Annotated in this window: 15 protein-coding genes; 1 reads left to right on the top strand and 14 read right to left on the bottom strand. The window is 43.8% G+C overall.

What is annotated here, in order from left to right; all coding sequences use genetic code 11:
• Nucleotides 1-159: 159 nt before the first annotated feature.
• From ACEE44_RS07355 to ACEE44_RS07380, 6 genes are all read right to left on the bottom strand, one after another.
• Complete coding sequence (locus ACEE44_RS07355) at nucleotides 160-6,534, bottom strand: pullulanase (RefSeq protein ID WP_449171796.1); 6,375 nt, start codon at nucleotides 6,532-6,534, stop codon at nucleotides 160-162.
• A gap of 116 nt (nucleotides 6,535-6,650) precedes the next feature.
• Nucleotides 6,651-7,589, bottom strand: a complete 939-nt coding sequence (locus ACEE44_RS07360; RefSeq protein WP_449171797.1) for a LacI family DNA-binding transcriptional regulator — start codon at nucleotides 7,587-7,589, stop codon at nucleotides 6,651-6,653.
• Between the two features lie 139 nt (nucleotides 7,590-7,728).
• Nucleotides 7,729-8,472 (bottom strand): amino acid ABC transporter ATP-binding protein, encoded by a 744-nt coding sequence (locus ACEE44_RS07365; protein ID WP_449171798.1) that lies wholly within the window; start codon nucleotides 8,470-8,472, stop codon nucleotides 7,729-7,731.
• Between the two features lie 9 nt (nucleotides 8,473-8,481).
• Entirely contained in the window at nucleotides 8,482-9,141 is a 660-nt protein-coding gene (locus tag ACEE44_RS07370) for an amino acid ABC transporter permease (RefSeq protein ID WP_318820065.1), read from the bottom strand.
• 12 nt (nucleotides 9,142-9,153) lie between these two features.
• The gene (locus ACEE44_RS07375) at nucleotides 9,154-9,963 is read right to left on the bottom strand and encodes an amino acid ABC transporter substrate-binding protein (protein ID WP_449171799.1); all 810 of its coding nucleotides are present in this window, start codon (nucleotides 9,961-9,963) and stop codon (nucleotides 9,154-9,156) included.
• Nucleotides 9,964-10,170: 207 nt separating this feature from the next.
• Nucleotides 10,171-10,797, bottom strand: coding sequence for a CHAP domain-containing protein (locus tag ACEE44_RS07380; protein WP_449171800.1), 627 nt, complete (start codon nucleotides 10,795-10,797; stop codon nucleotides 10,171-10,173).
• A gap of 157 nt (nucleotides 10,798-10,954) precedes the next feature.
• Here ACEE44_RS07380 and ACEE44_RS07385 point away from each other — a divergent pair, with 157 nt between their 5' ends.
• Nucleotides 10,955-11,719, top strand: a complete 765-nt coding sequence (locus ACEE44_RS07385) for an alpha/beta fold hydrolase (RefSeq protein ID WP_449171801.1) — start codon at nucleotides 10,955-10,957, stop codon at nucleotides 11,717-11,719.
• A 193-nt stretch (nucleotides 11,720-11,912) separates the two neighbouring features.
• Here ACEE44_RS07385 and ACEE44_RS07390 read toward each other — a convergent pair whose 3' ends face one another.
• The 8 genes from ACEE44_RS07390 to ACEE44_RS07425 form a co-directional block, all read right to left on the bottom strand.
• Nucleotides 11,913-13,289 (bottom strand): PTS sugar transporter subunit IIC, encoded by a 1,377-nt coding sequence (locus tag ACEE44_RS07390; protein ID WP_449171802.1) that lies wholly within the window; start codon nucleotides 13,287-13,289, stop codon nucleotides 11,913-11,915.
• A gap of 43 nt (nucleotides 13,290-13,332) precedes the next feature.
• Nucleotides 13,333-13,776: a DUF3284 domain-containing protein gene (locus ACEE44_RS07395; protein WP_044689396.1), complete on the bottom strand. Its 444-nt coding sequence runs from the start codon at nucleotides 13,774-13,776 to the stop codon at nucleotides 13,333-13,335.
• 51 nt (nucleotides 13,777-13,827) lie between these two features.
• Nucleotides 13,828-14,145: a PTS lactose/cellobiose transporter subunit IIA gene (locus tag ACEE44_RS07400; RefSeq protein ID WP_449171803.1), complete on the bottom strand. Its 318-nt coding sequence runs from the start codon at nucleotides 14,143-14,145 to the stop codon at nucleotides 13,828-13,830.
• A 1-nt stretch (nucleotide 14,146) separates the two neighbouring features.
• Nucleotides 14,147-14,458: a PTS sugar transporter subunit IIB gene (locus ACEE44_RS07405; RefSeq protein ID WP_449171804.1), complete on the bottom strand. Its 312-nt coding sequence runs from the start codon at nucleotides 14,456-14,458 to the stop codon at nucleotides 14,147-14,149.
• Between the two features lie 12 nt (nucleotides 14,459-14,470).
• Nucleotides 14,471-16,465, bottom strand: a complete 1,995-nt coding sequence (locus ACEE44_RS07410) for a BglG family transcription antiterminator (RefSeq protein ID WP_449171805.1) — start codon at nucleotides 16,463-16,465, stop codon at nucleotides 14,471-14,473.
• A 134-nt stretch (nucleotides 16,466-16,599) separates the two neighbouring features.
• Nucleotides 16,600-17,709: a DUF871 domain-containing protein gene (locus tag ACEE44_RS07415; RefSeq protein ID WP_449171806.1), complete on the bottom strand. Its 1,110-nt coding sequence runs from the start codon at nucleotides 17,707-17,709 to the stop codon at nucleotides 16,600-16,602.
• An 8-nt stretch (nucleotides 17,710-17,717) separates the two neighbouring features.
• A complete protein-coding gene (locus ACEE44_RS07420; RefSeq protein ID WP_449171807.1) occupies nucleotides 17,718-19,118 on the bottom strand; it encodes a glycoside hydrolase family 1 protein in 1,401 nt (466 codons plus the stop codon).
• Nucleotides 19,105-20,469: a 6-phospho-beta-glucosidase gene (locus tag ACEE44_RS07425; RefSeq protein ID WP_449171808.1), complete on the bottom strand. Its 1,365-nt coding sequence runs from the start codon at nucleotides 20,467-20,469 to the stop codon at nucleotides 19,105-19,107. The genes ACEE44_RS07420 and ACEE44_RS07425 overlap by 14 nt, the downstream gene beginning before the upstream one ends.
• Nucleotides 20,470-20,562 lie beyond the last annotated feature (93 nt).

Here is a 20,562-nt window from a genome sequence, read left to right on the forward strand (position 1 = left end):
AAATAAAACACAGGCTTGTGTTCACTCTTGGACTATTTGTCCATTTTTCTAATGATTACTTATAAACCGTAAAATTTAAAAGACGATTTGGTTTCTGCCCACAAAATAAAAAAGAGGTCAAGAACCATAGGGTTCCTAACCTCTTGGGAGGAAAGCATACTATTCTTCTGATTTTTTAGTTCTTCCTTGTGCAGCAACTGTCAAACCAAGTCCAGCAAGTCCGAGACCTAGAAGCGCCAAATCGTTTTGACGGTCACCTGTCGCTGGTAGGCTTTCTTTGTTTGATGCACGTGTGGTTTGTTCAGACGCTTGAGCTGTTGGAGTAGAAAGGCTTGGTTTTTCTACCACATCCTTAGCCTCCATACCACCCTTAACAACAATCCGTGCCTCACCATCTACTACTGTTTCAGATAACAGATTTGTTGCTACTACCTTACCATCAACCAAGACATCTTGATAAACCAAGACTTTCTTGCCTGCCTTACCTTCTTGAAGCACATAAGATTGACCTTTTGCAAGAGTGGCATCATAGCGAACTTCCTCTCCAATCGAAAGGAATGTTTCTTCTGTACGTTCTTTTGTAGTAAAGTCTAGGATTGGTTTTTCTTCAGCAGTAGGGGCTGTGTCCGGAACTTCTGTAATGATATAAGGCAAACGAATCACTGTTGCAGTCAAAGGTGCAAGAACAACTGCGCTATCAGTCAATTCGACACCCACTAAATCAGACAATGCTTCTACACCTGCACGTTCACCATCAACCAGTACTTGCCCCTGCAGTAAATCTTTGTAACTATCTGAAAGCACAAAACTACGTTCCTTACTGTCAGCATTGACAAAGACAGCATAGCGATCACCGTTGCTTGCAATGGTCTGATAGGCAATAACCACATCGTTTGTAGCAATACCATTTTGACCTGGAATTGAAATCAAGCTAACCATTTGATCGACTTGGTCTTTTGTTCCCAAACGGAAGGCATCTGTAGATTTGCGCAAGGCAATCAATCCTTTTGTAAAGGCCTGAGTACGGGTATTCTCTGGATAGAGCGCCTCATCTGTCGCTTTGGTCCAGTCAAACTTGTTGACCGCATCCGATGAATCATAAGAATCATGGATGTAGTATGGATAGTCAAATGGCGTTCCATCTGCATTGGTCAACAAATGCGCCTTGTTTGGTAGCTTGTCCTCTGTAACTGGCTCCTTATAATCAGGATGGCGGAACTGTTTGGTCCGTCCATACTCCTGACCAGAATGAATAAACGGTGTCCCTTGAGCAGTCAAAACTAGCAAATTACCCAAGCGTTGACGTTGGTGAATTTCAGTATAGTTTTCAGCAACTGACGGATCCTTCTTGATGGACTGAGCGATAATATCAAAGAGGGTCAAGTTATCATGCGCAGCAATATACTGGATCACATCGCCTGGATCATCTGCCAAGAAGTTGCCTGGTTGTGCCTTGATGTTATTGAAGACAGATTCTACACTCTTAGCACCACCTGTGATAAAGGCTGGCTGGCCTTCGTTTGGATAACCAGATTTAAGTGTATTGCGAATGTCATCTGAGAATACTGCAACCGTATCTGTTGAACTCATCCAGTCTTGGTCCGCCGGCTGAACAGGCTGATTGGCATCGCCTGTAAAGGTTCTCCAACCTTCACCAAGCATAATGATGTTTGGATTGAGTTTTTGTGCCTCGGTAAAGGCCAGCTCAATCGCTTCGGCATCATGGTCACCCATCATATCGAAGCGGAAACCATCTACCTTAAACTCATCCACAAGATACTTGATGGAATCAACTAAGACACGGCGGCTCATGTAGTGAGTGGTTCCCAGACGACCACCACCAAAGCTTGATTTAGCCGTACCATCTGCCTCCATGAAGTGATAATAGTTTGGCTCTAAGTCTTCAAATAAGAAGGTCTTAGAAGTGTGGTTATAGACCACATCCAAAATCACACCCATACCTTGTTTGTGGATTTCATTGACCAGGTTTTTGAACTCTTCGATGCGTTTCATTGGATCTGTCGGATCTGTAGAATACATACCTGTAAAGGCAAAGTAGCTCTGTGGATCATAACCCCAGTTGTAGTTACTGTTGCTTGACGCGTACTCACTCATCCGCTCTGCATTTTTCAATTCATTGACAAAATAGTAACTCATAACTGGGAGCAGTTGAATATGGGTCACACCCAGTTCTTTTAGGTAGCTGAGACGCTCTGCAAAGGCCGCAAAGGTACCGAACTGAGCTGTCAATTCATCAGAAATAGCAGGATCGGATGTGAAATCACGGACATGAGCCTCATAGATAATAGCATCTTCACGCTGATTGAAATTAGGAATAGTAGCATAATCCAAATCGCTTGGACCAACTTCTGCTGAATCCACAATCGCAGCCTTGGCAATCCGATAAGATGGATCTGTATCTGCTAAATCACTATTCCACTCCGCTAAAGACTTAGCATATGGATCTAAAACAAGAACAGATTGATCACCACGAGTGATTTCATAATGGTAGTAGTAACCACGATAGTCCGCGATACCAAGACCTGATTGACTGTTCAATTCGAGGTCCCATTGTCCCTTATCGCCCTTGGTCATGGCCAATTTACCGACCACCTTAGATTGGTCATCCTTATCGTAAAGAACGACTGCCACACTGTCTGCACTTGGAGACCAGAGAGTCATATCAACGACACTACCAGCCTGACGCACACGCGCACCAAGCTCCCCATCATAAGCATAGAGCTCATCCTTCAATTGCCAGCTCATAGTTGTTGTGAAGCTATCATTGCCATATTTGAGGGTATAGCCAGCATTTTCTTGGTTGAAATCCCCAAGGACTCGTACCTTGTTGCTGGTGGCATCCAAGACAAGGTCCGTCACAGTCACTGTCTGCCCATTTTTATCTGTGACAGACAATTTTTCTAAAATACTTTCCTTATCAGCACCTTCAAGCGTTGTAAAGGCTGCTTCTAAGGCTGTTAGGCTAACATGAGAAACACCTGTCACACGGACATTATTGACAAAATAAGGGTTAGTGTAAATAGTCGCATCATCATCTTTGAGGAAGATTTGTGTCTGATTTTTCAAATCTTTAAAGCTATAATCTTTCTGTTGAATCTTCACATCGTCTCCTGACTTGCTTTCATCCAATAGCAAGAAGCCAATGGAACTTGGTAAATCTGTTAATTTAACATCAATATAGGCACCGTACTTGCCTTGGTTTTCAAAATCAATACCATCTGGCCAATCACCCAAGGTAAGGTCAGTCACATCACCCCAAATCCAGAGACCTTTTTGGTCATAATTGCCATCGGTACGGAAGTAATTGATACGGATGTAGCCTTCTTTGAGCGGTTGATAGAGGCTGAGTTGGTAGTTTTCATCAAACCAAGCTTCATTCATCTTGGTGCTAATCCGTTCAATGGTCTTGTCACCTGTGATGTTATCACCAGAAGTGTTATTAATCAACAGACTAATCTTGCTGGCTGTTTCATCTTTCATCTTGATATCAAGATAATAGCCATAATCATCCTGCTTAGCCGTGCTGAAATTAGTTGCACCTGTTGGCCAAGCACCAAGATCTGACGATGGTTTTTCGACATCATCCCATGTCCATAAACCTAGGCTAGATAAATTATCAGATGGTAGAGTTTTAAAGTGAACACGGAAATAGCCTGCTTCAATTGGTTCTTCAGTCGCTCCTTGCACACTTGCATTGACGATGTCACCTACTTCTGTCTGAAGGAGCATGGTGCCACCTTGACCGATTGTTGGCAGTTCGACTTGAACAACCCATTTACCATCTTTCTCGATAGCTTGGTAAGATTTTCCTGTGTAGGCATCTGTGACAACCACATCCTTACCAGCTACTTCAAGCGCCATTTCCTTGTTCTCGGTATTGGTTGAGAAGACAAGATAGGCAGCTTGATCTTGGTAACTGCGTTTGCTGATAAGCCAACCTTGGCTATCATTTCCAACAAGTGTGCTTGTATCACCACGTGAGAGTAGTGTTGAATTGGCATTGCGGAAAGCCAATAATTTCTGATAGTGGTCTGTGATGTCGCTAGTCTCTACTTTGCTCCAATCGAAATCGTACCGGTTGTCATAAACTGGCCAGTTGTTTTGCCCAGATTGCCCCACTTCTTCACCGTAGTAAATGACTGGCTGACCTTTAGCTGTAATCAAAAGACTAGCAGCCAATTTCAGTTTGTCCAGATTTCCTTCTTTTTCTGCACCACCTAGACTGTAGAGGAAACCATCTTCGTCGTGACTGCCCAAGAATTGACCCAGAGAAGCTGCACTAGTCAGAACCTTGCTACGTTCTTCCAGCTCTTTTCCAGCTGCTTTCAGTTGACCATTGACCAAGTACTTAGCGATATCCTTGAAGCCAAAGTCCAACAAGCTGTCCATAGTACCGACTCCCAAGTCACCCTTGGTATCCTTATAATTCGCTCCCCAAGTTTCCCCAATCAAGTGGAAGTCAGGATCTCTATCCACCAATTCATTTTTGAAATGTTGCCATGTGGTATCATCAACGTGTTTGACTGTATCGACACGGAAAGCATAGATAGAGTTCCCCTTGGCAGTTGTTGAGCGTTCCAGCCAAGATGCCTGCCAAGCAACCAACTGATTGCGAACAGCTGCTTCTTCTGTCTTGAAGTCTGGTAATCCAGATAATGAGCCTAATTGGTCGTCTCCCTGCTTGTCTTCTTCCTTAGTCCGTACCATACCTGCAAAGGTGTCTTCTGTACCATAGCCAGCATGGTTGAGCACCACGTCAACAACAATGTTTATACCTTTTTCCGCCGCGGCATCAATCAATTCGTGGAAATCAGCTAAACTTCCCAAATGCGGATTTAGTTTCTCAAAATTGGATGCCCAATAACCATGGTAAGCATAGTACTCTCCATCTGTTGCGCTACCAACATTCTGTGGAATATTTTCCACAATCGGAGTCAACCAGATAGAGTCCACACCCAATTCTTTCAAGTAATCCAGCTTGGCTGTCACTCCTTTGAAGTCACCGCCTTGGTAAAGACCGCGTGGGTTGGAGGCTATTCCTTCCACTAGCTTGTCATTGCTGGTGTCCCCATTGTAGAAACGGTCTGTCATCATGAAGTAGATAACTTGCTCGTCCCAGTCTTTTTCACCATCTGCCTTGATACGCTCTGTAATAGTCACATCTAGGCTGGTTTCGTAGTAACCGTTGTCCTTGTCATAGACCTTTACAGGAAGACTATATGTCCCTGGCGCTGTGCTAGACGTCGCTTTAATGGTCACACGATTGAGCTCAGTAGAGATTGGCACAAGGCCTCCGCCGATAGCACTTGTATCGACTTCCATTTTGACAATCTCAGCATTTTCAGGGTTGGTGACAGTTACAGATACCAAGCCGCTTTCATTGTAGTTGAATGGTACTTTGCTACTAGCCTCAAGGGTCACATTTTTTGTCCCTGGTGTCGCTTTACTTGTATCTAATTCTACTTTCTCTTCGATAAAATATGGATTGGTATAGACTTTGTCGTCGTCATTGCGAAGGAAAATTTGGCTATGCCGTTTACGGTCTGCAAAGGCTAAATCAATGGTTTTATTGCCTGCCAAATCTGGATTATTCTGATTGATTAGCAGAAATCCAAGCTTGGAATCTAAACCGTTCGAGAGAGGAATGTCAACATAGGCTCCGTATTTGCCAAGTTTAAAGTCAACGGCACCTGTTGGCCAGCCATCACTCGCTTCAGTCGTATCTCCCCAAGTCCATACGCCCCAACCATCATAATTGTTGTCTTCACGGGTGTAGTTGATACGTAGGACATTTTCATCCTTGAGTGGTTCATAGCTGGAAACAGTATAATCGCTAGCAATCCAAGCCTCATTTTGTTCCGGAACAATAAGCTCCACTTTTTGGTCCGATTCTGTTATTTTTTCCCCATCTTTAAGGACCAAATAACCGATTGTGCCTGGTGTCTCAGATTTTTTAATATCAACGTAATGGCCGTAGTCATCTACCTGACTGCTTGAAAAATTCGCTGTATCCGTTGGCCATTGACTCCCATCGGACGGCTCTGCCACTCCTCCCCAAGTCCACAGTCCTTGGCTCTCTGGCGCTGTTTCATCTACATTTTCAAAGTGCAGACGAATGCTACCTTCTTCGATAGGAGCTTCAGTTGCAGTTGTCGTGTCTGCTACCGCTGCTCTTTCAGCTACAGGTGTTTCAGTAGTTGCCAGTGGTTCAGCTGATGAATCAGTTACTGTTTCAACACCATCAGTCACTGCTGGAGCCTCAACTGTTTCAGATACTCCAGTAGGATGTGTAGTAGCACCAGTCCTGGCTGTTTCAACCGGTTGTTCTGAAACACTTGTAACTGTAGTCGCCGTCACCTCTTCAGCATGAACCATATGACCTGTCCCAGACATCAAAAAAGCTGTCGCAATACCGACGGATGCAACTCCGATATTAAATTTACGAATGCTAAAAAATTGTTTTTTCTCAAACATGCCACTTGATTTCATCTCATGAATGGATTTCTTTTTCATAGGCTCCTCCACATAAATTGATTTTTATAGTATAAGTATATACAATCGCACCTACTCTTTGCAAACGTTTTCTTAAATGTTATCGGTAACAAAAATCAACAATAAAAAAGAAACTACTATGGCGTAGTCTCTCGTTCTATTAATTCTGCTCGGCAAAAATGAGCCAAGTGGGTTAATGGTTTTCCGTCCAGCATATCCATCAATCGCTTTACACTAATCGCCCCCATTTTTTGAATCGGTTGCTTCATGGTCGTCAGCCTCGGATTTGAAATTCTGTCAATAAAAAATCCATCGAATCCAATAACACCAACTTCCTGTGGAATGGATTTTCCAATAGCTTGTAGCCCTCTTGTAATTCCTAGTGCTAGGCGATCCGAAGCACAGACAAAACAGGTCTTATCTGGTAAATCGTTTAAATTTCTGATAAATTCTTCTGCGACATGAGAATGATTTGCTAATCGATACAGGCGGCTCTCTCGACCTTCCATAGCCTTTCTATAGCCTGCTTCCCGCCTTTCTTCAAAAGGCTCTTCCAAATCAATGCCCACAAAGAAAACCTGTTCATACCCTTTAGAAAGGGCGAATTCCGTTGCTACCTGAGTGGCTTCCATGTTATCTGAATCAACAAATGCTAAACCTTCGCTATTCTCTCCGAATAATATAAGCGGCTTTCCTAAACTTTTCAACCATGAATAATCTGACTTTCTGGCACCTGTCACAATGTAGCCATCACACTGATCCGTCACCATCTTCGGATCTGTTACTAGTTGCAAGGTATAATTGCGATGATTCAATTCTGCTGCTATGCCCTGCAATAAATCAATGTAATATGGTTCAACAACATCCATTTTTTCAAGGATAACTACCTGCACAATCAAGGTGCGTTGCTGAGCCAAGGCCTTGGCTACAACATTTGGCTTATAATGTAGCTCCTCCATCGCAGCTGTGACCAAAGTGCGTAACTCCGACGTCACTTGTTCAGGATGGTTGAGTACACGCGAAACTGTCATCTTCGATACATTGGCTAGCCTAGCCACATCCGCTAAAGTTGCCATAAGCCCTCCTTATTTTGTGCAAACGTTTTTCTTGTTCTATTATATCGAATTTATCTAAAAAAATCAAAAACGTTTTGATAGTTATAACATATATTTCCTTAGGGAACTTAAAAACACCAGCAAAGCCAGTGTTTTCATTCTATATATCTTCTTTCTGGATGCGAGCCAAGAATTGCTTGGTTCGTTCTTCTTTTGGATGGTCAAAAATATCTTCTGGTCGGCCTTCTTCAATAATCCGCCCCCCATCCATAAAAATGACCCGATCAGCCACTGCACGCGCAAAGCCCATTTCATGCGTTACCACTACCATGGTCATACCTTCTTTAGCCAGTTGCATCATGACAGCCAGAACCTCACCGATTAACTCAGGATCGAGAGCAGAGGTCGGTTCATCAAAATAAATCACCTCTGGACTAGTCGCAATGGCTCTGGCAATACCAACCCGTTGCTGTTGACCTCCTGAAAGCTGGCTTGGGTAAAAATCATATTTGTCCGACAAGCCAACCTTGTCCAAGGCTGCCTTACCAATTGTTTCAGCCTCCTGCCTAGCTACTTTTCGAGCCACAATCAGACCTTCCGTCACGTTTTGCAGGGCAGTCTTGTTGGCAAAGAGATTGTAGTTTTGAAAAACAAAGGCTGTTCGTTTGCGAATGGCAGCAATTTCCTTGTGGCTAATCTTAGCCAAGTCATAGCTGTCCTCACCGAAAACCAAGTGACCCGCGTCAGCTTTTTCCAAAAAGTTCAAGGAACGAAGTAGGGTCGTTTTACCTGAGCCAGATGGACCTAAGATGACAACCACCTCTCCAGGATTGACCTGAACATCAATCCCCTTTAAAACCTGCTGACCATGGAAGGCCAGCTCTATTCCACTTGCTTGAATCATCTGAACCTCCTAGTAAACTGCTATTTTCTTCTCACCAAAGGCTTGCAGTTTGGTCAAAATAGTTGAAAAGAGTAGGTAGATAAGGGCAACTTCACAGTAAAGTATAAAGGGCTCGTAGGTTCTGGCCGCAATCTGCTGGGTTGCCATGAACATCTCTAAGACCGTAATATTGGCTGCCAGTGACGTGTCCTTAACCAAACCAATCAAAGTATTGGACAAGGGAGGAAAGGCCACTCGAAAGGCTTGGGGAAGAATGATACGGCGCATGGTCTGGGCAAAACTCATCCCGACAGAATAGCCAGCCTCCAACTGCCCCTTAGGCACGGACTCGATAGAAGCCCGAATGGTTTCCGCAGCATAGGCACCTGTGTTAATAGAAAACACCAAGACTGCCGATGGAAAGGCATCGATGACTAGGCCCAAGCTTGGTAGACCATAAAAAATCACATAAAGTTGGACCAATAGAGGGGTTCCACGGATAATCCAGATGTAAAAACGAGCCAGTTGCTTGAGAACGGGTAGATTGGCTACCTGTACCAAGGCAGTTCCAATTGCCAACAATAAGCCAAAGGCAAAAGACAGGATTGTCAGTGGAATGGTCACCAACAATCCTGGAACAAGTATCTGCGAAAATGAGTCAATCACTAATTGCCATACTCTATCTGTCATAGTTTCTCCTGCTTACTTGGCTTTTGATACATCTTCGCCAAAGTATTTATTTGAAATTTCAGCTAGTTTACCTTCGCTTGCCAATTCAGCCAAGGCTGCATCAATTTCTTTTACTAGGTCTTCATTTCCTTTAACCACTGGGAAGGCTGTTGTGGAAACATCGTCTGTCAAGGTCACAACCTTAATCGGTGCATCTGCATGTTGCTTGAGGTAATCCAAATATACCAAGTTGTCATTGATGGTCACATCCACACGGTTTGTATTCAACAATTCAACTGCCTGTGAAAATCCATCTACACCGACAACTTCCGCACCGTTTTCACGCGCCACATCTGCCCAGTTACTAGTCAAACTGTTAGCAGATTTTTTACCTGCCAAGTCAGCAAAACCTGTAATCTCTGTATTATCCTTATGAGCTACCAAGGCTCCATAAATGTAGGTATATGGTGTTGAGAAATCGTATTTTTCTTTGCGCTCGTCTGTCACACCAACCTGGTTGGCAATAGTATCAAAACGTGCCGCGTCCAAACCTGCAATCATGGAATCCCACTTGGTTTCAACAAACTCGACCTTAACGCCCAATTTCTCAGCAACTGCTTCAGCCACCTCTACATCGTAACCGACCAATTTTCCGCTCTCGTCATGGTAGGAGTAAGGAGCATAGGCACCTTCAGTACCGATTTGAATAACTCCTTCTTCCTTGATTTGTGCCAAGAGAGTTTGATCCGTGCTGCTTGATGAGCTAGTTGATGTTGAAGAACTGCAGGCTGCTAAAGTAAAAGCTGCTAGGGCTGTTGTTGCAAATAAAGCTAATTTTTTCATGAATTGTACACTCTTTCTTTTTCAGATTGTACTATCATATCACGAAAGAATCTTATGAGCCAATATATAATTTCTATCAAGGGTATAAAAATTTTAAAACGGAAGCATGGTTGTGAAAAAAGGCCTATTTCTAGACCTTTGCATTTTTCAGTTTGTCCTGCCAACTTATTCGTCCAAGCATTCCTCGGAGCGAAATAAGGCCTATCCCTAGACACCAGCTGGAGGGTAAATATAGCTTACAGTTCCTTCGCTAGTGGTTGTTGGATCAAAGTAGCCACGTACATTACTTGGGTAGTAAGCTCCTCCATAGTTTGATTCCATTACTTGAATTGTTCCATCAGTTGCTACATCCGTAACGTAGGCAACGTGACCATAGCCACCGTCTGTCCAGACAGCGATTGCGCCAACCTTAGGAGTGGTTCCTACTTCATAACCAAGGGCTGCTGCACTGGCTGCCCAGTCACCACCATTTCCCCAATAGTTGCCAACCCAAGGAGCCATTTCTTTTGCCCCCCAGGTACATTGACCTGCTGGATAGGTATTGGCTGTGTATTCGACAGCAACCTCAGATACCATATTTGTTGCTAGGGCTGCTTGGGCTGCAGCTTCCGCAGCTGCTTTTTCTGCCGCAGCCTTTTCAGCTGCAGCTTTAGCCTTTGCTTCTTTTTTCAACTGCTCTTCCTGCTCAAGCTGAAGCGTTAGGACTGATAGACTGGGACTATCTGTCAATTCTGTGTACGCCATAACAGAATCTTGTCCTAGAGCCAAGATTCCTCCCAAGATCGCCGTAGCAAGGGCAACTTTCATTGTTTTGTGAAGTTTGTGTTTATTCATACTCATCAAATCCTTTCAAATTACTTCTGTATCTATCCTAACCAATTTATCTTGCACAAGACTTAAAGAAATGTAACAAGTATGACAGCTGTTTTGCAGGTAGTTAACATTTAACTTTCAGCATGCTATAATAGAAATAAATGTCAGGAGTTTGTTTATGAAAGATATTGTGTTAATTCACGGAACCTGGTGTGACGGTTCGGTATGGGGAGATTTCGCTAGTAAGCTAGAAAAAATGGGCTTGCGGGTTCATACACCTAGCCTACGCTACCACGACTTGCCCTATGATGAGGTCATGGAAAAGGTTGGTGCAGTTAGCCTGACAGACTATGCCGATGACTTGGTGACCTTGGTCGAGAGTCTGGAGGAACCACCGTTGCTCTTGGGACATTCCCTAGGCTGTCTCTTGGCCCAAATGGTGGCAGAACGCACACAGGTGACTGGTATGATTCTCATGGGACCAGCTCCAACGGCCGACATCTTCGCCCTCTATCCAACCATGATTCGTTGCTTCATCCGCCACTTCCTTCGCTGGGGCTTTTGGAAAAAGCCCATGCCTCCTTACAAGGACGAGTTCTTCCGCTACTGCCTCAACGTTCAAGACCCCGCCCTCAAAGAAGATATTTTCAAGACCTTGGTACCCGAGTCTGGCAAGGTCTATACCCAGATGGTCTTTCCTTTCTTTGATAAAAGCAGAGCAGGCTATGTCGATTTCAGCAAGATTACGGGACCTGTCCTGGTCATCACAGGAAGCGAAGACAAGATGACCGTTTCTGCTATTGCCCGAAAAACAGCTAAAAACTACAAGGACTCCGTTCTGGTCTCCCTAACGGGGGCAGACCATATGTACGAATCTGGCAAATTCCAAGACAAAACCCTATCTGTTATTCACGCTTGGTTGAGCGAGAAGAAGTATCTATAGACAAGCAAAAACGACCTCCAAGACGGAAGTCGTTTTCTTGTATTATCCTACTTTTTCCTACTTCTGAGAACACTGATTAAGATTAAAACCAGACCAGAAATAATATTGAAATATTTATTACCATATAATGGACTGATTGCAATCAGAAAGCAGCCTAGTGCCAGTAAGAAGGGAGATTTGTTTTTGGAAAACATTAGTCCTCACCAGCCTTAACCTTGTTGGCTGCAATGACAAATGGAGTCCAAATCAAGAAGGCAACAAAGAGGTTGAAGAGCGAAACCAGGGCCGCCATAATGTTACCACCTGTTGCCAAATAAGCGTAGAGACCTGGCGGGGTAATCCATGGAACAGCTAGAAAGACTGGTGGTATCAAGCCTGCTGCTGTTGCCAAATAAGCAATCACTGCACAAACTGGTGGCACTATGAGCCATGGAATAACAAAGAGCGGATTCAAGACCATCGGAATACCAAAGGTAATTGGCTCGTTGATGTTAAAGACTCCCATCGGAGCTGACAGCTTGGCAACCATCTTGTATTCTTCCCGTTTGGAAAAGAGGAAAATTGCAATAATCAGAGCGAGGGTTACACCTGAGCCCCCCATCTGAGCATAGGCATCAAAAGAACCACGCGTCCAGAGCCAAGGGAGGTCTGCAACACTTCTTGTTGCTTCATAGACAGCAGTATTCTCATTCAGAGCGATACCGTAAATCCCGTCCATGATTGGTGCCAAGACATTGTGACCATGTAGACCAAAGAACCAGAAGAGCTGGACGAGGAAGGTTAACAATACTACCGAACCAATCCCTTGAGAAAGCCCAAGCAACGGCATCTGAATATAGGTTGATACCACATCACTCAAGGACTGACCAGTTACTGAGAATACAAGATAGGCTACAATAGAAGATGCATAAATTGCTGCCGTACCCGGGATGATTGCTGCAAAAGCCTTGTTAACTGCAGGTGGAACCGAATCTGGCAATTTGATAATAATGTTCCGTTTCACCAAATTCGCATAAACAAAAGTTGCCAAGAATCCAATAAACATGGCTGTGAAGAGACCTGTTGCTCCACCATATTTCAGCGCAATCGCTCCCCATTCACTGGTTTCCAATATAGAAACACCGTCTGTGCTAACAATGGTCAAGCCTATTTCTTCTAAAGCAGTGATAACCGATTTATCCACACCTTCTAAAGCAGTTGAAATAGTGAGACTTTGAGGAATGGTTGAAATGAAGGATGCAAAGGAAATCAAGCCGCCTGCAAGAGGATTGACCTTGTACATCAAAGACAAGTTGTAACCAAAGGCAAAGGCAAAGACAAGCGCCATAATCCCAATGGTTCCAAAATAAACATAGCCGTTGATGTTAATAATTGGCTGCATAGCTTCTGCAAAACCTGTCCAACCCATATTGTTAGGAATGTCCCTCAGAAAGACATTCAAAAGAACGGCCACCGTACCTGCCATGGTAATCGGCATCATGGAAATAAAGGAATCACGTATAGCAATCAAATGACGTTGCGAGCCGATTTTTCCTGATATTTCCATAAATTTTTCAGAAATATTTGACATAATCTGTCTCCTTTTCTATTTTTTTATTGTTGTATAAACAAAATCACGATGTCGAAGCACCTTCTTTAGAATACCGAATCAGTGCTTCTAGTTGAGCATCTGTCTGCCGTTTCAAACTCTTAGAGAAGACTTTCTCCATTAAAAAGTAGTTCCCTCTCATAAATAAGTCTGCCGCCTCCATTTCATAAGAGTATTCAATCTCTGTTTGATTGTCCCCCAAAGCGTGCAAATCATAGCAGATATGCTCTTTTCCTCGATTGGAATGAAAGCAAACAGCATAACGATAGGGGGCAAGAAATTCCTCTACACGCACCTTGACACTATGCTCTCCTTTGTCTCCAAATGTTTTTACATAGGTCAAACCTTCCTGGATATCTTGATCAAGAAGAGGTCGTCCAGTATTTTGCTGATAATCCTCTTTCAAGGACCGACCAATCGCAGCAAACAATTGTTCAATTGGAACCTGTCCTATTTTTTTGATTTTCATACCTGTCCTCCTATCTCCGTTATCCAACAAGGTGGCCTAGCTACAATTCTTCTATTCAGCTAAACGCTTATAGAGCTCCACTACTTCCTTGGCCATATCAATAAATGTCAAGGCATTCATCAAGTGGTCCTGTCCATGCACCATTAGCAAGGACACTTCCACCGTTTGCCCACCAGCCTCTTGGGCTAGTAGACCTGTTTGTGATTTATGGGCAATATTTAGGGAGGTATTTGCTTCTTGAAGCAAATGCTCTGCCGTCTGGAAATCCTCCTGCTTGGCCGCTTGAATCGCCTGAACAGCATAGCCCTTTGCCTCTCCCCCATACATAATAAGCCCCATAATCGCTTCTAAGTATTCCGGAGAGTTCATACTAGTCCTCCATTAGTGCCAAAGCAGCATCGAGCACCTTAGCACCATTCATCACTCCATAATCCATCATATTGATTGCATCAACCTTGATTGCAGGCTCGAACTTAGCCTTGTAGTCATTTAGCAAAAATTTAACCTGTGGACCTAGCAAAAGGACATCAATCTCCTTTTGACTAACTTCACTATCAGCTTCTGACACAGGGACTGCCCAAATCGTTGCCTCTATCCCCTTTTCTTCTGCCGCTTTCTGCATCTTGGTCACCAACATACTAGTAGACATACCAGCATTGCACACTAACATAATGTGTTTCATAAAAAACTCCTCCTACCCCTGTTTTTGAATCAAGGGAATAAATATATCGACTAATTCCTGATAGCTAGGATTTTGTAATAGTCTTTCTTGCAAGGACCTGTCTTGGACAAATTCAACCAGACAAGGTGAAATATACTTCAGATGCGGATTCCGCCCTTTAGACGGGGATAGAAGAAAGACAAACTGCACCTTCTTCCCCTCTTCCCATTCAACCGCTTCCTTACAAACTCCGACCACAATCTGCTCAGAGAAAGTCAGGGGAATAGCTGGATGCGGAAAGGCCAATAGTTCTCCAAAAACGACTGAACTATAGGACTCTCTCACATTTACCTGTTCCCTAAATTGTTCCACAAAGCCTGATTCCTTGGCTTCATCCAAGCACGCTATTAGTTGCAACAAGGTCCTATCTCGACTCATCTTTTTGTCCAAAGAGACTATTCGCAAGGGTGAAAAAACAGCCTCTGCAATCTGTCTCGCCTGCTCTTCCTCCATAGGTAAAGCCTCGTTCTGCTCAACTCGGACAGGTGTCACTTGTTGGAGATAGGAACGAATTGCCTCGATATCCTGCTCCGATAGGAAAACACTGACGGTGATAACAGGTGTCAGGAAAATTAGATTGGACAAGCTAATTGAAGAAATAATCAGGTCTACATCTCTTAAACCTTCTTCCGTTACCTCGTAGTAACTCACAACATCTGCTATTTCCAGGCTTGTTGCAAATTCCTTTTCCAAACGATTTCGCAACATTAAAGCGCTTCCGATCCCGGTCGCACAGACCACCAATACCCGTAACTTTTTCCGCCCCTCGTATCGCTCAATCGCAGCCAATACATGCAGGGTCAGGTAGGCCCATTCGTCATCCGAAACGCTATAGCCCAACAAGGTGGGCATAGAAGCAAAAGCTTGCTTGGTCAGCTCAAATACCTCTATATAATCCCTCTGGATATCAGCCACCAAGGGATTAGCCAACTGAATCTGGTGCTCCAACCGCGTCCGTAAGGGAAGTAAATGAGCGACAATCCCCTTGAAAAGCTGTCGATCTTTTAACAAATCCAGACCAGTCAACTGAGAGAGAGTCTGTAAACAAATTTCTACTTCTTCCTCCAAACCGTCCTCCAAGTCTGAAATCTGACTGGGATTTCCTGTCAGCTTTACCTTTAGGTGTAGAGCAATATAGTTGGCTTCTTCTACAGGAATCTCTACTTGAAATTCTGTTTCAATTCGTTTGATAATTCGTCCAGCAACCTGATACTCCTTGGAAGATTGAATCTGATTAGATATTGGAAATCGCTCTAAACTAGCTCCTCCCTTCATTCGTTGCAAGAGCAGTGCGATATGAAGAACCAGGTTTTGCATAACAAAATCAGACAGGCGAAGTTTGGCATCGCGACACTCATCCAAGACAATCAACATCAGGTCCGTAAACCGAATGTCTGGCAGGAGCTGACTTTCCACCAAACCATAAAGAGACTGACCATTCCCTTGTCCAAAAAAGTAATCCATGATGAAGTGCCGAATAGCAGGCTCCTCCCCGCTTAATTCTACACCTCTCCGTGTGAACAACAACTCTAATTGGTAGGAAATAAATAACTTGCGAATATCCGCGATAATAGAATGTAGGGTTGTTTTTCCGATAAACAGCTCTCGTTGCAAACGATCCATGGACTGAATTGGATTTTCAAATAATAACTTACTTAAAACATACCGTTGTCGGTCCGTCGCTTCCTCCAGTTGCCGCAAGTCCGTCACCTGCTTTTTCAACCGTAGCTGTTCTTGCCAAAACATTTCAAACTCAACCGGTCTCTCCACCAGCAAACAGTATCCCTTACTTTGTTTGGACAAAATAGAAGCACCGCTAGCCTCTAGCGAAAGAGAGAGTTGCTGGACATACTTTCTTGCTGTTCGATCACTGACATCCAAAGCCTTTGCCAGTTCTATACTAGATACAAAGTCCCCTTGTTTTGCCAGTAAGTAATCTACCAGACGAACTTCTTTTTTAGATAGCATACTCCCTCCTCTCCGCAAGATTTATACGAAATATAACAAGACTAGTAAGCTAGAGCCTGTTGATAAAAACATATTTTTATATCTCTATTGTAGCATATCCTCAGGCTACAAGGATTCTCTTTTTTTCCGTATTGTTAATGAAAGGAATCGGACGCAACGATTCGCAATCGAAAGGATTGCCAAGGCTTGATAAAAGCGAGCAAGGGCAGATAGTCAGGGCAAATTCGTCCAACCCGATTCACTTTTGAACTCACGGTGAACTCCCTCAAAGCTATTTGTAACTCTCCCTTGTAACGACCATATAGGTCATTGTCAATCAAGACATCACCTCGCTGCACAAGCGTTTCCTTATCTGTATGTGCAGAAATGATCGCATCCTTGTAGACAACACGGGGCATGGTCGACCGAAGTAGGTAAGCTGAAATGTCCCCACGATAAACATGATCAAACTCAATGATTTCCCGCTCCACAGCTGTCACTTGCCCAGTAAGTTCTACAGGTAAACAAATGTCCTCTTCCTCCAAGATAGATTGAATAGACTGGAGCTCCTCCTCCGAGATGAACTGATTGGAGATGAGGATACAATCAATCAAACCTGTCGCCTTGAGCCAGGCAATTTGAAGAGGTAAGGTCTGGTTGCGATGCTCCTCCAAGGTAGGTAGACCTTCTGACAAGGGCCAAGGACCTTCCGTTGCAGACTGGGCAGTCACAAAAGCTGCCGTCTGTATGCCTACTTCGTGATAGAAAGAAGACATTTCTAAAAAATGCTCTTCTGATAGTCCTGTATAGGCGTGAGGATAGAAATTATGACAGGCAACAATGTTATCCCTATTTGCCTCACTAGCTAGCAGTTGCGTCAGTAAGACCTTATCGGTACTCAGATTTAGTTCAATCTTGAGCCCGTAAGGATTCTGTGTCAAGCTGACAATCTCCTCCAAAGGCAAGGCCTCATCCAGACGAATCCCTGTCAGCCCTAAACCATGGGCTTCTTCAATGAGTGATTTTTGCCAGCCCTGTGCCTCTATAAAACTCGGACTAAGATCCGCAATCACGACTATCCCCAACTGACGAGCATAGGCAATCAAGTCCCGATAGAGTTGCAAGGCTTCTTGGGCATTCCCCCCAAGCTGCAAGAGGCTCATAAACATTCGCCGTGCTCCATAACGCCCCAGCAAGTCTATATAGGCCTTAGACTCTTCCAATGAATAGTTTTCTGGATAGATTGAAAAACCAAATTGAACCATTGCTCCTCCTAACGACTAAATCCATTGGCATCACTCAGTGCCTTAAACCAACGTCCCGATTTTTTAATCCTACGCTCCTGAGTCTCCAATTCCAACTCGACCAGCCCATAACGATTTTTATAGGCATTGAGCCAAGACCAACAGTCAATAAAGGTCCACAACATATAACCCTTGCAGTTAGACCCTTCCTCAATAGCCCGATGTAACTCTATCAAGTGATCTTCGATAAATTCAATCCGATAATCATCCTGAATGACCTCATCTTGCCGGAAAGCCGCTTCACCCTCTACTCCCATACCATTTTCAGTGACTAACCACTCAATATTGTTGTATTGGTCCCGAATATTGATTGCGATATCGTAGATTCCTTTTTCATAGATTTCCCAGCCTCGATGCGGATTGATTTTTTTCCCTGGCATATCGTAAGGTGCAAAGAAGTGCTCTGGAGTCAAAACCTCTCCCTCTTTCCAAATCTTTGTCGGTGCCTGTACACGAAGGGGTTGGTAATAGTTAACACCTAAAAAATCTACCCGATTTTCCCTAATAATCGCCAGCTCTTCCTCGCTGGTTTCAGGACTCAATCCGTATTCCTCAATCAAGTCAACCAAGTCCCTCGGGTATTCTCCCAATACAGAAGGATCTAAGAAACTCTTGGTTTGGAAGAGCTCAGCTATTTTAGCTGCCTTGACATCATCAGGATGCTCACTTCGAGGATAGGCCGGTGTCAGATTCAGGACAATTGCAATTTTCTTCTCCGGATTCACTTCATGACAAGCTTTTACTGCCAAGGAACTGGCCAACTGAGTATGGTAGGCAACAGCAACCGCCGCCTTGGCATCTACCTTACAAGGATAATGATAATCACCTAGATAGCCACACTCAACTGGAACAATCGGCTCATTAAAGGTAATCCAACGATCTACTAGGTCGTCAAACAATTCAAAACAAGTACGGGCATAGGCTTCATATGCCCAAACAATGTCCTTGTTCTCCCAGCCTCCGTGCTCCTGTAAAGCATAGGGAAGATCAAAATGATAGAGATTAACAAACAGTTGAATCCCTTTTTCTTTTATCAAAGAAAATACAGAACGATAAAAAGTCACCGCCTCCTGATTGACCTCACCAATGCCTTTGGGAAATAACCGTGACCACTGAATCGATGTTCTAAATGCTGTGTGTCCAGTTTCAACCAATAACTCGATATCCTTTTTGAAATTCTTATAGAAAGTGGAAGTCCTCTCTGGACCTACTTTCCCATGGAAACGTTCTGGCTCAATGCTGTACCAGTAGTCCCAATTATTCTGTCCTTTTCCATCGCCCAGCTCAGTTCCTTCACTCTGCGGACCCGATGTAGAAGTCCCCCACAAAAAACCTTCTGGAAACTGATAAACTCCCTTATCCTCTGTCATAACCAATTCCTTTCTTCTTTATCTGATCGATGACACTCCTAAATTGTGGCAAGTACGCCTCATGTGCCACTAGTAATTCTTGTAAGACATGCTCTGCCAATTCTCCATTCGGAATCAGAGGATTGAGAGCAAAAGCCTGTAAAGCCAAAGCGTAGTCTCCTGTCATTGCAGCCCCAACAGTTGCCAACTCCATTTGCTTCATTTGCTGCAAGTAACCCCTGACCACCATCGGTGTTTTGGGACATACCAAAGGAAGCGCACCCTGGGCAGTAATGACAGACGAGACTTCGACTACGCAGTCCTCTGGCAGATAAGAAATCACTCCTCTATTAACCGTCGAAACCGTCATAATTTCCTTGCTGTCGTTGTATATAGCACAAATGAGTTGACAGGCAACATCGCTGTAGTAAGCACCACCACGTTGCTCCAGTTGCTTAGGCTTATGGTCCAAATTTGAATCCCTGTAGAGCTCAAACAACTCTTCTTCGACCTCTTTAACAACCTGAGCCCGCACCTTACCTTGACGATACTGGTCTAAGGCATCTGCCAACATCTCCTTTTCTAAAAAGTAGTAACGGTGGTAATCACAGGGCAACAGACCAATCGACTGCAAGAAGGGGAATGAAAAATCTAAATTGGTAATATTTTTAACAACCTCCTGATTCCCTCTTGAGTCACCGTACAAAGCTTCCATGACTTCACCAGTACGATTCTGGCCAGTCTGATCCCAAACTTCATGAAAATGGAAATGGTTTAATCCAACATGATTGGTTTGAATCGATTCCTCAGGCAAATTCAAAATCTGAGCTGCCGTCTTTTTCTGACCAATCGGAATATTGCATAAGCCAATCACCCTGTTCCACTGCAGTTCATTAACAATCGCTTCCGTTACTATGCCTGCAGGATTGGTAAAATTAATCAACCAAGCATCTGGACACAGCTCTTTCATGTCTGCAATGATACCCTTGTAGGCCTCTATAGTCCGAAATGCCTTAAAGATGCCGCCTGCCCCATTGGTTTCCTGGCCAAGTAGACCATGACTCAGAGGAATTGTCTCATCGATATAGCGTGCCTGTAACTGACCAACTCGGAACTGAGATGTCACAAAGTCTGCTCCTTTCAAAGCAGCACTTCGATCCAGTGTCTCCTCTATTTTCCAGTCTAATCCAGCTTTTCTGACCATTCGACGTGCCAAATCAACAACTATCTTCTGCTTTTCCGCCCCAGCTTCAACATCTACAAACCACCATTCTCGAATGGGTAGTTGCTGGGCACGCAAAATCATCCCTTCAACTAGCTCAGGAGTATAGCTCGAGCCGCCACCGAGTGTGACTAATTTGATTGATTTCAAGACCTGTTCTCCTTTCTTTGTTCATATATTCTTATTATATTCCTGCTTCTACCTTTTGTAAACGCATACACTTCCTGTCTTTTTCCGTAATAT

It is taken from the genome of Streptococcus sp. 32226D021BW (assembly GCF_053545015.1).

Coding starts and splice junctions, on each gene's coding strand:
- ACEE44_RS07355 (WP_449171796.1), bottom strand. CDS start 6,534: ATGAAAAAGAAATCCATTCATGAGATGAAATCAAGTGGCATGTTTGAG.
- ACEE44_RS07360 (WP_449171797.1), bottom strand. CDS start 7,589: ATGGCAACTTTAGCGGATGTGGCTAGGCTAGCCAATGTATCGAAGATG.
- ACEE44_RS07365 (WP_449171798.1), bottom strand. CDS start 8,472: ATGATTCAAGCAAGTGGAATAGAGCTGGCCTTCCATGGTCAGCAGGTT.
- ACEE44_RS07370 (WP_318820065.1), bottom strand. CDS start 9,141: ATGACAGATAGAGTATGGCAATTAGTGATTGACTCATTTTCGCAGATA.
- ACEE44_RS07375 (WP_449171799.1), bottom strand. CDS start 9,963: ATGAAAAAATTAGCTTTATTTGCAACAACAGCCCTAGCAGCTTTTACT.
- ACEE44_RS07380 (WP_449171800.1), bottom strand. CDS start 10,797: ATGAATAAACACAAACTTCACAAAACAATGAAAGTTGCCCTTGCTACG.
- ACEE44_RS07385 (WP_449171801.1), top strand. CDS start 10,955: ATGAAAGATATTGTGTTAATTCACGGAACCTGGTGTGACGGTTCGGTA.
- ACEE44_RS07390 (WP_449171802.1), bottom strand. CDS start 13,289: ATGTCAAATATTTCTGAAAAATTTATGGAAATATCAGGAAAAATCGGC.
- ACEE44_RS07395 (WP_044689396.1), bottom strand. CDS start 13,776: ATGAAAATCAAAAAAATAGGACAGGTTCCAATTGAACAATTGTTTGCT.
- ACEE44_RS07400 (WP_449171803.1), bottom strand. CDS start 14,145: ATGAACTCTCCGGAATACTTAGAAGCGATTATGGGGCTTATTATGTAT.
- ACEE44_RS07405 (WP_449171804.1), bottom strand. CDS start 14,458: ATGAAACACATTATGTTAGTGTGCAATGCTGGTATGTCTACTAGTATG.
- ACEE44_RS07410 (WP_449171805.1), bottom strand. CDS start 16,465: ATGCTATCTAAAAAAGAAGTTCGTCTGGTAGATTACTTACTGGCAAAA.
- ACEE44_RS07415 (WP_449171806.1), bottom strand. CDS start 17,709: ATGGTTCAATTTGGTTTTTCAATCTATCCAGAAAACTATTCATTGGAA.
- ACEE44_RS07420 (WP_449171807.1), bottom strand. CDS start 19,118: ATGACAGAGGATAAGGGAGTTTATCAGTTTCCAGAAGGTTTTTTGTGG.